The 15,861-nt window shown below is 37.4% G+C and carries 7 protein-coding genes; all 7 read right to left on the minus strand.

Annotation, left to right across the window (positions count from 1 at the left end):
* Positions 1 to 272: 272 nt before the first annotated feature.
* Positions 273 to 3,299: an ADP-ribosylglycohydrolase family protein gene (locus CXF72_RS07940; RefSeq protein WP_101038409.1), complete on the minus strand. Its 3,027-nt coding sequence runs from the start codon at positions 3,297 to 3,299 to the stop codon at positions 273 to 275.
* A gap of 721 nt (positions 3,300 to 4,020) precedes the next feature.
* Complete coding sequence (gene csm6 / locus CXF72_RS07945) at positions 4,021 to 5,145, minus strand: CRISPR-associated ring nuclease Csm6 (RefSeq protein ID WP_101038411.1); 1,125 nt, start codon at positions 5,143 to 5,145, stop codon at positions 4,021 to 4,023.
* A gap of 107 nt (positions 5,146 to 5,252) precedes the next feature.
* Entirely contained in the window at positions 5,253 to 6,845 is a 1,593-nt protein-coding gene (locus CXF72_RS07950) for a DUF4145 domain-containing protein (protein ID WP_101038414.1), read from the minus strand.
* A 93-nt stretch (positions 6,846 to 6,938) separates the two neighbouring features.
* Positions 6,939 to 8,723 (minus strand): hypothetical protein, encoded by a 1,785-nt coding sequence (locus CXF72_RS07955; RefSeq protein WP_101038416.1) that lies wholly within the window; start codon positions 8,721 to 8,723, stop codon positions 6,939 to 6,941.
* Positions 8,723 to 11,092 (minus strand): AAA family ATPase, encoded by a 2,370-nt coding sequence (locus CXF72_RS07960; protein ID WP_101038418.1) that lies wholly within the window; start codon positions 11,090 to 11,092, stop codon positions 8,723 to 8,725. Before CXF72_RS07960 ends, CXF72_RS07955 begins: the two co-directional genes overlap by 1 nt.
* The gene (locus CXF72_RS07965) at positions 11,085 to 12,542 is read right to left on the minus strand and encodes a hypothetical protein (protein ID WP_101038420.1); all 1,458 of its coding nucleotides are present in this window, start codon (positions 12,540 to 12,542) and stop codon (positions 11,085 to 11,087) included. Before CXF72_RS07965 ends, CXF72_RS07960 begins: the two co-directional genes overlap by 8 nt.
* Positions 12,529 to 15,861, minus strand: a complete 3,333-nt coding sequence (locus CXF72_RS07970; RefSeq protein ID WP_101038422.1) for a DEAD/DEAH box helicase — start codon at positions 15,859 to 15,861, stop codon at positions 12,529 to 12,531. The genes CXF72_RS07965 and CXF72_RS07970 overlap by 14 nt, the downstream gene beginning before the upstream one ends.

A 15,861-nucleotide genomic window follows, 5' to 3' on the forward strand; every position in this document is an offset into this window, starting at 1 on the left:
TAAATGAGCAAATAATTATCGGAATTGGTATTAACTACGTTGCATAGATTTAAAATCATAAGAACAACGCTTTAGCAGTAATTTATCGCCCTGCAAGTTATTGGTTAAATCAGCGACTACCTCATCTTGTATTGGTGCTTTTTATTTTGAATTACCCTTCATCTGTCGTTAACTAACTTAGCCAGTTCAATTGCGGATCTTCATCTTACCGGATTTAATTAATCCATTAAGCGCGTCTGAGGTTTTCTTATCGAAAATATTCTCACTCCACTTTAGTTCTGATCATATCCATATTCCTCATGTGGCCGAAATGCATACAACTCAGTTAATCGTTGCACCCATAGAGCAATATCTCCGCTTCTTTCCTTGCGGGTTATTCCTCCAGCACTCAATTTCTCTCCTCTCATTAATGCAGTGATATAACGCAGACATTCTAGATAATTAAATCGCTGGATAACTTCGTATGGATCTCTTATCTCATCTTCCAATCCAGTGTAATTGAGTACCATATTAAATCGGTAAATATCCTTTCTTAGCTCACGAGGCATATGGACTTGAGATCTACTGTCATCACTTTTGTTCGAGAGAACTGATTTGAAATCATTCATAATATCTTGCAGCTGCGAAAATGGCGGAGTTAATGCCAGAAATTCAGCCGTTTGCTCTAACTTATCTCGCCATGCAAGCTTGCGAAGCCAATGCTCCGGCAATTGCTCAATACCATAAAATGCTCCGGCTAACTGCCCAAATATGGCGGCGGTGGTATCCGCATCATCGCCAAGGTTTGCGGCTAATAAAGCGCCCTGTTCAAAACTGTCGCTGTTTGCAAAACACCATAAAGCCGCTTCCAGAGAATCAACAACAAAGCCTGTTCCTCTTATTTGGCTTCTCTCTTTCTTTAAGAAACTGCCCGCTACAATTTTCTCCATATCGGTACTTAGATCGATATTGGGATCGGTAAATGCAACCGCAAGCCCTTTAAACAGCGAGACTTTACTTTGCTCACCATCAAAAATCTGAAACAGTAACCAGGCCATAATCTGACAACCTTCAATTGCTCTTGCCTCAGCATGTGTGACGATCGAAGATAACCTGGCTTTGTCTAACAGTTCAGCTAACTCAACCTTTTTAACGGGTGAATAAAATATCGCAACCGGAGCAAGACGCATCAGACTGCCGTTCCCCGCGCTATAAGCTTCTTGACTGCCCGCATTTGCATCTTTTGTCGCTGAATATTTATCGATAGCAGCTGAAACTGTATTGCCGATATCAAAACATATTCCGGTAACCGAGTTTTCACCCAGATCTCGCCATTTTTTATAACGCTGCATTTGATCTTCAGCATTATGTCTACCCACTGCAAGCAAACTATCAGCCAGACAAAGTGCCATTGATGTATCATCCGTCCATTGACCAGCCTCTAAGCGGAAAGGTCCTCCGCCAACCATATCGGTTAATGGCTGATAACTGTCTTTGGCTTTAAACTCCAGGGTGGTTCCCAATGCATCGCCAAGTGCAAGACCCAATAAAGAACCCTTAGCTTTGGAGATAAACTTAGCTCGTAATGCTTCATCATAGGTTGGTGAATCAGCCTCTTTCTCAGATTCATTCTTAACCCATTCATTTTTAACCATGGCAGTGATATGGCTGGCAACTCTTCTGCACACTGATACTGCATGATCCCTTTCTATGCCTTGAATGTATTTTTCAGTAAAATAAAGATACATAGTCAGTTCATCTTCTTTTTGAGCACCCGCAAGCTTAAGTACATCCTCTAGATAATTATCATATTCAATCTTCAAAACTGAGTTTCGTGGCGCCCATTCATGTTTAAGAATTGCACCTATTTTTTCGAGTAAAGACTCAGAGAGTTCCTCATTCAGCTCCGGCAGCGCAATAGTCTCAAGGTATTCGCTTAAAATGTTATCGACTCCCAGCCAAACGATAATATCTGCATTGACCAAATCAATCGCGCAAAAATTATCTTCAGATATCAGCTGATCAGCACTTTTCCAAGACGTCACATTCACCACATAACCATTAAGTATTTTACCGGGGGACGCGGCATTAAAATCAACACAAACCACCTTATCCCCGACACAATAAGGAACGGTGGAATTAAGCGTATAAAGACCAATAACAACAGGCACATCCTGCTCCTTATTGAAGCGGGTATGCATAGCCTGTACAGGCAGATCCGGAATACAATCTCCTTCGGCATTTGCCACAACAGCAAGATCTCTTAAGGTTTTAATATCTTCTTGCGCTTTCCACCAACCGACGCGGATATTTTTTCGCTCAATCTGATTTTTATCTTTAAATGAACAGCCTTCAGGCAGCGCGATTTCAGGCCCTTTTAACAAGGTTTCACAAAGCTGATATAACTCATGTTCAGGGTCAAAGGCAGCATACCAATACTCGGTTTTCAGACTGCTATCATCATTCAGATAGGGACGGATTTTATCGATAGATTCCTGATGCCAACAAGCATGGATCACGCGCACATCGGCAAAATCCATAAACAAAGGCAAGGTTTTAAACCACTCAAGCCATTGATAATATTGCCTGGAATCTTCACCCACTTGTTCAAGAAATAATTGATGCTGCCGACGGTTGCCCGATTTGTTTCTATCCCGACAATAACTGCCGTCTGGCTTTTTAAGGCTCCAGCCAATGGCGTTAAACTCGTGGTTGCCCATTACGCAATAAGCCAGTCTTTTATCAACTAGATCTTTAATATGATTTAGCAGTGAAAGGTGATCACCTCCCCAGTCAGGTTTATTGTCAATAAGATCACCCAGAAATACTAATCTGCCGTAGGAGAAAGCATTGTCAGGCTCTGATTCAATATAACCGCAATGCGTTAAGAGATCGGTCAATTTTTCGTATTGAGCGTGGATATCACCGATAAAAAACAGCTCTTCTACATTTCTTGGCAACATCATTTTTTTAAAAGCCAAAACCTTGCTGACATCATTTAAACGCTGCTCAATAAGAGGCAAGCCTTTTCTTACCCACCATTGTGAACTAATGCAGCCACCGGACATTCCCCCTTTATCAAATGCCTTTATATGCACGTCATCTTGCGATTTATCAGAACGACCGGATAAATCTACACCAAACTCTTCAAGGTGATTACGTATCTCACGCAGCAATTGTTCACCCGTTGATTCATCGCTAGCGCTGGTCAATTTGTCCTTTAACCAATCCCATAACATAGGATCACCTCGATGGCCCCATTGCTCTGGCTTTTTAAAGACACGATCTAAATATTTAGACGGAATAGTTGTTTTATTCATAGAAGCCTCTTAAAGGAAAACTTTTTCCTTTTATGATTACAGTCTCTTATTTACTGGCTAAGTTGATAAACATGCAGTCAATACAAGTGCAGTTATTGCTATCAGTAGTGTTTTCATTTTTCTTTCTGTTTGTAAGATCTCGGATAACTAAACATCAATAACAACTGTTATTTTGTTAGCTCCCCTGCGTCAGCCTATAATCTTTAGCCTTCCTCCAGCAACAAAGGCCAATTTCCCTGGATGAGTCCCTGAATGTCTGTTGCAAAGACAATGTCACCATCTTCAGAAAAATAGGAGTTTGCCATCATCGATTAGATGAATTCTCCTTTGACTGTCGACGTTTAATTAAAAAATACTGATGATGAAAATTAAAAGAAATAACTAAATAATATCCAAATTCGCTATTCGTGGGCAGACTTGTTATCACCACGGCGATCAGCATGGAATTTATCAAGAATTAACTGGTCAACTACAGCCGTGAATGCACGACTGCTGAATTTGTCGTAAATATTGGCGGTCGGTAATACCAGCAAACACAACTCACGATAAAGAGAACCAATAATTTTTTACACATAATAGCGCAATTAAACCATTGAGCTTTGTGCGCACTGACTGCATATCGTTCTGCATAGGCACCCAGCTCCGCAAGTTGAGGCTACTTACCGCGTATAGGCTAAAAGTTATGTGATGTTTTCAAATGTACCTACTCCCAATATGTAACTTAGCTGATTTCAATCTCAATATTTTGTTTTACAGCTTCGGCATGGTAATAACTGATATTTTCAATGGTTTCTGATTTTATTTCAATTTTATTAACCAGGCCATTGGGCAATGCTTTTTTCAACTTAGCATTGATGGCAGAGCGGTTTTGTTGCACAAAAGTATTTTCCATGGCTTTTAATTGCCTAAAGTCGCCATCATTAAAATCTTCCGGCTCTAAACCAAAGCTGCTTTTAAAAACGCGAGGATCACTGGCTACTTGTTTAAACTCAGACAAGAATGAGATGGCATGTTGTTTGTTTTGATCAAAGTGTCGATCCACTTTAATGCCTTCTTTTTGCTGCGTCAGCCAATGATAAAATGCGAGTTCTTTAGGTGATAGTTTTATATCCACCCCGGTAATTGATAGTGTTTTTGCTTTACGGGTTAACGTAATGGCTAAGCTTTTACTGTGCGTTGCATTAAGCGTTGAGACGGTTTGGCTAAAGGACATTTTCCCCATGGAATTAATCAACTGCGCATCCACTGATTCACGCATGCGCACAAAGGGGATCTCAGCCAAGGTAACCACCGCTTGGCTTGTATCTAACTTCCCTTGACCGTATTTTCCTGTTATCAAATGACTCTGTTTAGTTGGATAATAAAAGTCTTTTACAAATTCAAATTCATCATTTACAAAAACATGGCTTAATGTGTCTTGCGGCCGACCCAGCAATGACATCGCATAACCTAAATAAAAAGCCATGGTTTTACGTCCTCCAGCAATAGAGGCATGTATGGCAAGATTATTGTTTTGCGTTAAGTCGAATACTTTACGGGTGATAAAGTCGGCCATAAAAGTTTGGTCTGCAATGCTTTTGGCATCATCAATGGGCTCACCTTGGTCATTTTCAATCAGCCAAATATGTGACTCATCAAACTTGATCGGCGGCATATCATATTCTTTTTGCAGTGCAGCCAAATGACCATTTTCAAACAAACCTTCACACAACATGTTTTTAGCGCCTAAAGTTGTAATGATGTACATTTCCTCGGGAAATGTTTTTCCTTCAGTATGCAAGGCATATAGGGTTTCGGTGACCACCTGCGGGCTTGCACCCGTAATCGCTAGCAATATCTTTTTCATCTCAACTTTCCATCAATAACAATATTTAACTGTACCCAAAGAGTGACTGTGATACTAGCTTTAACCGCTTATTTTTTGATTTATATTTCATATGGTTAGATGATTTTCTAACGTTTTGCTTTGCGTGCGCTTTTCTTCGCTTGTTGCAGTTTCTTTCTATCGACTGATTTTTTGCAATCCTTTTGGCACACCACACTATTATCCCGCATTAATGCTTTGCCTTTTGGGGATTTTATAAACTGCTGCGCATCAACACAGCCATTTTTTGCTGATTCCCTGATCAGTAATTTCAATGAATGAGGTGATTTTACTTTGTGATCTTCTTGCAGCTTTTGCCAAATTAACATTGCAAGGTCAAACTGCATCTGTGGTTTACTTTCTTCACTAGTGCAATATAGCGCTTTGCTTGAAATATCTAATGCAAGATCTGAATGTTCAGGTTGATCTTTTAATAGATGAAACAGCTTATCTTGGTAGTAAAGGAAAGCAGGAAGTTGCTCATGACTCTCAACCATGACATTCAAACCTTTCTCTGGTTTGGGATTTTTACCCCAATAACCATAATAATCACAATAACCTTGAAAGTATTTCACACCCTCTGACTGATGTGATTGCGCACTAATGAGTGCTGTTTTTACCTGTTTTTGGAGTAGTTGATTTTCTTTATCGTTTTCCAAAAGATCTAATTTATGCGCGAGGTCCAAGGTAAAAGACTGTTTTACCTTGGCATTAATGCCGGCATCAACCCACTTTAAATACTGCTTTTGGTCTTTTTCGTAGTAATAAGTTTGCAGCGCTTTAATTGCATCGTGGTTGGCTTTTTCAGCTGCTTGGTGCATGAAGTTAATACCACGTTTATGTTGAGAATTATGTAACAGGTATGCCGCATATTGAGATGCTACTTCACCTGATTCATCATTTGCTAAAGCTTCTTTAAAACAGCTTTCAACGGTTACATTTTCGGGTAATGGCAGGAATTTATTTTTATAAACCTCAGCATAAAGTAACCAGGTCTCATGGTGATCTTGCTTATGTGCACGAGCCAACCAGTAAGCTAAATCATGCTGTAGCAATTGCATCTTTGCTTTATTTTCTTTGCCTGATAGTTGATTATGTTCAGTTGCTTGTTGCATCTTTGTTGCATAATGTTTAGCAAGTGAATATGTCGCTTCTTTATTACCTGAGAGTGATCCATAAATATCTTCTTGCAGCGCTAATTTAGTGGGTTCTTGCCACGTATTAAACTCAGAATCATTTTGCATATTTAATTTACAAGCAAGATATTGGGTGATCTCTAATAAGCTTTTCATCAAGTTATCTAACTTGTATTTGCTTAATACGTATTCACAGCTCCATGAACCATCATAACGTTGTGAAATATGAGCACTGTTATTACCTTCAATACGTAACTTATTCAGTGTATCAAGAATATAACCAGGTACTTTATGACTACATGAAATTTGCTTTATTTTACTATTTAAGTCCCCGGCGACGGGAGGATGTAAACTTAGTTTTGCTCCTACTTCATGGCACCACAGTTCAACAAACATGCGCGCTTTTAATAAACAGCAGGAGTGATCCGTTGAATAGTATTTTTCTACCTCTTGGCTTAAACGATAAAGTTCTGGAAAGCTATGCTCTATAAACAAATAGTTATTCGTCAATTGTGTGCTAGTTGGTAAGTATGCAAGTTGGCTCATGGTTATTATCCTCAAATTGTGTGAAATCCCTTGAGTTTAATAATAAAGACGCCACAAAATTTGTGGCGTTAACAAGCTTGTGAAGTATTGGGGTTAATCAGCAGATAAAGAAAATGTATAACGATCGCCACTATCTCTTCCGTCATTTACTACGAAATATGATGATTGATTGGACTGGTGTATCCAAACAGTTCGGCACTCTTTGTTATCACAGCTACCTTTAAAATCTCCATTTTCATTGATTGTAAATGATTTATCTTTAGCCTTTTGGGTACAATATGGGCAACAACGAATAAAATGGGATATTACATTCTTTGCTCTAATGCATTTTGATACATTGCTTTTATTTTGGTTATTGACAAGGTCTACTTGTTTCTGTGTTAATGGGTTAATTAGCTTATGATTTTCAGGTAATTCTTTTTTAATGAGTGTTGGTACTTTGCCTGGTAACGATGCATTAAACACCTCCAAGGTCCACTTCCAAATACTTTGGACGAGTACACTTGCGAGTCTCTCTTTGCCGAGCAAATTTAATGGAGATAACTCAACAACCTTTAATCTATTTTGTGGGTATAGAAGCTGAGGTGTTATAAGTACTATTGGATTATTTTGATGTGTAAATAAAGATTTATCACTTCCTAAGTCATTACCACAAAGTGGTTCTGCTAAAACAACTATTCGGCTAATACTTATGCCATTATACTTTATGTTCAGCACGCCTAGTTCATGTTGTTCAATAACTAACTCAAGTCCATTACCAATATTTAACAAAGCCATTTGACTATCTGTTTGCCAACCAATATCGTCAAATATCTGTTTAACAATCATTACAACATAAGCGTAATATTCTTTCTGTTGCTGTTGTTTTTGAGCAATGACTTGAGATGAATTGAGCCGCTCTTTAAATGATAATTTAGACCATGTACGCCATACACTTGCCATTCGTTGATAGTTATCATCATGCATTAAAATATTAGTTGGTTTTAATGATATACCAACCTGAATATTTTGTGGGATTGACCGATATAACGCTGCGTTTTTCATTTGAATCAGTTTGGAACGATATTTAGTCACAAAATCCATTTGCTCAATGCTTTGTTCTTTTAATAAGCCAACTGCTTTTTCATTAAATGCCCTGCCCCAGTCTTTGGTTATTTGGGTAATATAATGATGCCCCTTACCTTCAGCATCAAGATCATTGAAAGCTTTTATAATATTCAAAATTTGGTTTAGTCTTGCTTGAGCCCCTGCTAAATAGTGCAGCAGGTGATCAATTAAACGGGCATATACTACATTTTCATAAATTTTTATTTCATCTTCACTGACTTTAGCCATCAATTTTTTAGGAATAATTCCTGTAAAAGTACGTTGTTGCCAGCACTCTGAGTGCGCTACTAAATGTGTTTGATAGTTTGAGGCATAGCGCTTTACCCTACTGGTAGCTAGTAGCTCAACATCATATCGCATGCTCATTCTGGGACTTTGGTTGATTGTTTGAAAAATACCATATTCAAAAGATTTTTCTATCGATTGATCTAACTCAGTACGTGCAATAAATTTTGCAATTTCAGGAGGTAACAAATGGCTAAAACCAGTAAGATCTTGGATTTGAAATTTTGAATTGATATGTTCTATCGCGTCGTAAGCTACGGCTAACGCTGCAACAGATCTTATTTTATCTTCAGTCCCTTGATGTTGTTCGTTAGCATCAAAAGTAACCGTCAGCTTATCGACTTGATGCCCGCCTGTACCATCGTCAAACAAAATATTCCGCTTGTTTGGTTGATTGTCCTCCATAAGCACATAAAGCCCAGATGACAGTGTTATATCGTGCTCTACGGATAGCAATGTGCCAGTTAGACGCGAATAAAGTTTCATTAGAATACTCCAGCTACTTTTAATTCGCTTTCAGTTAATAAAATATCAGATGATTCAATACAACTATTCCCAAGTAGTTGTTCCAGTGATTCACTTAAACGTTCTATTTTATTTTGTGAAATATCAAAGCGGCCCAGTACTTTGCCTTTACGAAACACTCGCGTAATTAACAGATGTTCTAGTGCTTCAACTGAACTACCACCACATTCAATATAAACAGAGATAAAGGAGCGAGCTTGGACTTCAAACCTATTGCCCCAACCAATGCTAAAATCTTTTTCTAATAATTTGCTAAATTCAGAACTTTTAAGCTTGTTTAATAGCTCTGTCACCTCTCGTTGGTTGGATTTTTTAGCCTTTGCAAATAGTGTTGTTACAGACTCAATATCAATTGGATCTTTATTTATTTCTTTAGGCTGCCATCCCTTGGGTTTGTGCTGACGTTTTAACTCCATCATAAATGAACGGTCGTGCGTTTTATCGGCAAATTCAAAGGTTGTCTCATCATGGTTTGCGGTACCCATAAACCAGGTGTTATTGGCGAGTGGAATTTTACGTTCCTCAACAAAGTATTTAGGCGAATTAGACGTTGATGAATCCATTAACACTATATTTCGTTCACCATCGCGCATCTCTAATGCGGACAAAAATTCTGCAAAATACTGTTCAGGACGAGAAAGATTCATCTCATCAAGTAGTATAATATTAAAGCGGTTTGTATAACTTGGTGTATGAGCCCGATAGATGCCTTGCAGACATTCTTTTTCATAATAACGTTTTTCAAAGGCATTATAATGACCAATCAAGTCATCCCTATCTCGCCAACCAGCTTGTACCGGCACGGTAGTAACATAACCACCAACAGCTTTTGCAAAAGCTTTTACTAGACTTGTTTTACCCGTACCTGAAATTCCCTCAAACACATGCAATTGACTCATAGCAAGTCCAGCAACAAATTTTCTAATATCGTTAATATCGTAATATAGCACAATGCCATTTTCCGCCTTAGCAATTCTGTGCTGTAACTCTTCTGTAAATTCTTTCAACGATGAAATAGATGTTGCTGAGCGTGGCTCTGCAAATTTCCGATCCATTTTAATCAGCTCATTAAATGCTTTTTGAGATTGTTGCTTTTCTATTAGATCATCTAATGTGGCTTTCAGACTGTCTATTGAGACTTTAAGGGTTTGATTGTGTAGTTCGAGCACATCTTTTTGTGTCTGTAATTCAAGTTTTTCTCTCACGCTAATTGTATTCTTTGCAACCTTAGAACGTGCCTCCTGATAATCTTGCTGTAACTGTTCTAAGGATTCACTTTTTTCTTCTGCTAGTTCTTTATAGTGCTCTAAATCATCTTCTAGATCACTCTCCGAGCGACCTTTAAGTTTACTTCTAGCTTGTTTTAATTCTTGCTCAACATTGTCTAAATGAGCTAATACATCACTAGGATGAGCGAACTCTCTAATGGTCGCCTCATGCTCTAATTCTTTATAGCCACTAATCTTTTGCTGTAATAATTTTATTTTGTCTAAGTCACGTTCACGATTCTGACTTAAAGATTCAATTTCTTGAGTAAGTTGTTGTTCATTAAGTTTAAATTCATTAGTTAACTTAATACGTAAGCTTTCTGCTGCACGCTTTTGATTATCTTGCTCTAAATTGTATTGCAGCTTAAGCTTATTTAACTCAATTTTATCTGATTTTAGTTTTTCTTGAAATTTTTCAAGGTTAGACCGCTCCAAATTCAATGACTCTACTTCTGCTCTTAATTGCTCTTGTAATTGCTTTTCAAATTCAATTTTTTGCTTACGCTGATTCGATATAGCATTAACTTCAAGAGATAGCTTATCTTCCTCTAATTTATCTAATTGACTTTGTACTTCACTAATATTGCTTTTAAACTTATCTAACGATGTCTTCCTTTGAATAGCAAATCCAGCTTGTGCATTTACTTCACGATCGACCAATTCTTCTTCAATTTTTAAGCAGTCAGCTTCTCGCTTAACTAAATTTTCAGCTTTAAGATTAATATCCACTCTTAAGGTCGCTATTTCTTTATGGCCTATTTTAAGCTTTTGCCGTTGGCATAAACTTTCACTTAAATGGCTAGCAAGCTCTTTCCCTTTAGCTTCAATATCTAACTGAGTTTGGTTGTTTTTAGCAATCGATTCCTGAAGCAATTCTGTTAATCCTTGCAGTTCGATTTTTTGCTCTTCATTAAGCTTAGCTTCAAGCTCTGGTGGCATATCAATTCCAACTTTGTTAAGTAAACCATTCAGCAACTTGTTTGATTTTACTGGTGTTTTATTTTGAATTTCTGGTATTGAAGAATTTTTTTTATTATTATTTCTTTTATTATTTCTAGCCATTTTTTGTTAGTCCGATAAATAATTTATTTAAAAAAGTGTCGATCATAGACACTGCTTTATTGATTTTTTGATTTGAAACTTTAGGTGGATTTTTGTGAGCACAATCATCACGTAAAAAGGTAAGCTTATATAAATCAACAAAGTATGTTTGGTCTTCTAATAAGAACCTTAGAGGATGATGTGGATAAGACTCCATGGAAATGAAAATAGCAGCGAGTTGCGCTCGAACAGTGCTATTCCTACATTTAGCGGCATTAAATACTTTAGATGGCGCAACCTTTAATACCTCATCTAGCATTTTACTATTTATATTTGTTGCATTTGCAATTAAACCTTGAAGGATTTCTTTAGGATTTTTAGTGTTGGGTTTTGGCAAGCGATGAGGATTTTGTAGTGAATATTGTTTCAATACATACTCGCAAATATTTTCCACAACAATAATGCACTTAGTCACTAAAGCTGCGTTAGTTGAATAATTAGGATTATCGCTTTCTTTAACTTTTTCATGATCTTCTAGCATTGGGTAAAGGGCTTCGGTTAACCCCTCAATTTTGTCCGCATCGGAGTAGGAAACTAGCACTTTTAGCTTTGCTGCTTCAGCAAATTTAAGACAAGCCTCTTCATAGGATAAAGTGGTATCTGTTCCACCTAATTTTGCGAGTGCATAGCGCGCTAAAGATGGATCTGATTCACACCCTTTTTTAAAGAGATCAGCCATCCATGTAGAATAAGTAGAAATATTAAAGGGGTCATAGGTAGTCCATTCAAATCCACAACTAATATCTCCCCAAACGGTTAAATATGCAGGTGTTGCCTCGTTAGAAGCTAATGTCAAATTACCAACTCTTTCAATATCAAATTCTATGTCTCGAGTGTTTTTTGCAATAAAGAGATCATCTCTAAAATTGATAATTATTTTATTCAATTCTTCTTCTGAAGGTGGATCAATATAATTATTAGTAGATTTTACAATAAAGGGGATTTCTACGTAGTCACTGCCCCTGTTTAATTTAAACTTCGGCTTGCCCTTTGTACTACTTGGATAAATTTTATTTAATGTAAAACTGACTCTTGGTAACCACTCACCCGTCATTGCACATTGAAAAACATAGGCCGTGGTTAAATTATCATTTAACTCGTCTGCTAAAAGTAATTTTCCATTTTCGGTTACTTGTCCTTTTGAATCTAAATATCCATTTGGGATTAACTGTGCGGTGACAATATAACTTACCATATCAGTTTCAAGCCCAAGCCATTTAGCGACTTGTCCGTTAGTAACTTGACGTCTACCTGATACATTGAATATTTCTAGTATGGTTTTTTCAAAAAGATTAAGCTGCCGTCCCTGAGGCTGTGAAGTATATACCTGCCACACATTTACAGGCCAAAGTAGTTGATGTGCTTCATAATTTGGCTTTTCTGATTGTTGAAGATAATTATTCGCGAACATTGCCATAGTCCCCTTTACATAGCTGATAGAAAGCATTAAAACCAGGCAATAGCTGTTGTTTATTACCCTCTTCGATTTCAATCGAGGAAGCAAGTTCATCACATGCTAATGACTTGTCTCCTACCACAATTAATAAACGTTTCTGACGGCTCATCGCCACATTAATTCGGTTAATTATTCGCAAAAAACCTAACTGTTGATTTACTTGATCTAGTGTCAACTTTTTAGGTTTTTTCCAATGCCTTACCGTTGATAATAAAACGACATCGAACTCTTTACCTTGAAAAGCATCGACAGAACCTACTCTAAATCGCTCGTCACCATTTTCTAGTAAGTCATAGCCCTCCACGGGAGAGTACTCAGAAAATGATTTTCTGAGTACTCCTTTTTTTACCATCAGCTCTTGAATTACATCACGCTGAGCTGCATAGAATGTTATTATGCCAACAGATAAATCAGGACGTTCATTTAGAATTTTCTCAGCTTCATCAGCAATAACTTCAGCTTCACACTCGCGATACTTTGAGCCATTACGGGATCCCATTCGGCCTTTACTTTGATCTACATTTATCCAAGTCGCTAATTTATTCTTATAGCCTGGTACATCCAGAGGGAAGTCTTTCTCTTTAAGCCCCGCTTTAACTGCTGGTAAACCACTCGATTCATAAAACTCTTTACTGTGGAAGTCACCCAAAAGAGGATGCATCCTAAACTGAGTATCGAGCATGACAACACGCTTGGTTGCCCCTCCTTCTTTTTCAAACTTGGTTAAGTCATGATAAAGCCGTTCAAATAAACTTTGTTTTAACAACTCTGTTTGAGTTACTTCAATTTCATTGTCATCTTGTAACTCTTTTTCTACACGAGGTTCAAGCATATGAGGTAATTGTTTATGGTCACCCACTAAGACTATTCGAGACCTGGCCATTGCCATTGGTATCATTAAATCAAGCGGATTTGCACGGGCGGCTTCGTCAACGATGACTGAGTCAAAAGTGATACTGCTACTTTGCTCTACAGATTTTAGTGACACCATTTTATTACCAGCAGCTTGCTGGCAGGTTGCTCCTAAAACGGTGACATATTCTGAAATTGAACGTTCAACCATCCCCGGCTGATTCTTCAATGTGTCGATATATTTTTTCCTGAAATGTAATTGACCTAAAACTGGATCATTAACAAGCTGCTGCTCTAAGTTTGTTTGCAAACTTTCTAAGTGAGTTACTTCTTTATCCGTTATATACCGTTCATCAGGCAGCATATAAGGTTCCTGAAGTGCCTCTAATAATTCTTCTTTTACCATTATATAATCAGATGCTGACGACTTAGTATTAAGGAGTTGTTGTAATGTCTTTGAAAATACACTTGTAACTGAATGTGATTTTAGAATTTTAAGCAGATCCTCAGCACGGTATAAACCATCATCAGCATATGACTCGAAGTTGGTACGAATAGCTCTAACTTTCCGGTATAAAAAAGATCTGTGTTGAAAAGACAAATCTAAACTTGGTAAAATTTCAAATCTAGTTATCAATTGCTCAATTTCATCTAACGTAGCTGCCTCTATATTGAAACCATAATCAATCTGCCAATCATTCAATTTATGTTTCAATTGTAATAATTTGTTTTTAAGTTGTTCAGGTTTACGTGATAATCTAATTGCTAAAATATTGTCATTAATTGATTGAAACAACTTGTATGCAGGAAAATGGTCTAATTGTCCTTCAACCTCATGACTTAGTTTCTCAGCACGTTCATCTCTCCAATGGCTAATTCCGGAGTTCGAATTGTTACTTTTCTCTCGGCCCCCTACTTTAATTGCCGGTAACCCAAAGACGCCAGCTCGAGAAACAACATTGCTCACAGCATCATGCTGGTAACTCGTAAGTAATATTTGGTGCTGTATTGCTGTACCAAATTTATCCCCTTCTTCCGCTATACGTTGTTGAAGAGCTGAAATGACTTGTGTTTTACCTGTACCAGGCGGCCCGATAATTAATGCAATATCAGGTGTATTCAAAGCAATTTTTAACGCTTTTTCTTGTTGTGGTGTTGGGGGACCTTTAAATCGCTTCTTAGCCTTAGGCGATAAAGCTTTTATTCTTTTCGGCCTAAGTTCAGGAGGCTGCATACCTTCAAGAATATGCTTAATTTGCGGTAGCGGATTATTACCCTGCCTTAATAGATCAAAAGCCAACATTTTTCTTTGCTGCTGTACTTGAATACCGTTTAAGGAAATATAGATGACTCCTGACTTCGGGGGCCTTTTGGTTAACGTCGCTTCTAATGTTCCATTTGAAATCGATAACTCAGACAAAAAATTTGGTTGCTTACTCTGTTTAGTTTTAAAATCAAATGAAGATTCAATACCGGTCAAATAATCAGGAGCATCTAGAGCCACTTGTAACTCAAGACTATCAAGGCTAAACCTCTCTCCTAAAGCCTCAAGTTCGGCCTTATAATTATCCAAAAAAGTGTTTATTGGGTTGTCGCCTAGCATAAAGCCATAGCGAATTTTTTCATTTGAAGTAGCTTCGCATTTTGAATACGATAAGTAGCCTGCTGACTTTGCAATTCGAGATGATTGCTGCCAATGAGTTTCAGAATATTTAAGCCACAATTGAAAGTAACTACCATGCTCTTTGGTATGTTGATCTAATAGTCTTTGCTGCTGAGGGGTATTTGTTAAATCTTCTGGTTTATACTCGATTAACTGATGACTACCATAAAATACAGTCAGCATTTCAGGTGCTCTTTGTAATGGAGTAACGCTATTGATATACCAATATTTATCATTTTTGATGACTTTTGCTACAAATTTTTGCCCAATTATTTTAAAACTATCCCCTAAAGCTGTTGCATATAACTCACAAAACATTCCGATGTTTTGCATTTTTGGCTGTTGCTTATACTTTAAAAAGAACTGCTGTGTAAACCAATTAATTGCAGACTTATAATTGGCATTAACTCCAGAAGCTAACGATATCGCTTTGATAGAGGATGAATCTAGATAAAGGTTAATTGCTTCTGGATAATCAGCTCTTAAATACATAAACCTAACTGCAATTGAAGCATCATTTTTATAGCAAATAACACAACATACAATTTGAGGGTTATTGTTATTTGCAGCTTTGGCTAAAGATAGGTTTGAGAATGTAACCTCTTCAAACAGATCATTTTGCTTAAGGTAAAATGCTCCATTATCTTCAAGTACCTCGGCAGTTTCACCTATAACCCAGCCTTTACTCGCTTGAGATGGGTTATATAAAGTTAATTCAACAACATCAGCTTCTAGTAGATTTGATTCTAATATTTTCAT

The sequence above is a fragment of the Psychromonas sp. MB-3u-54 genome (genome assembly GCF_002836415.1).
Taxonomy (GTDB): Bacteria; Pseudomonadota; Gammaproteobacteria; order Enterobacterales; family Psychromonadaceae; genus Psychromonas.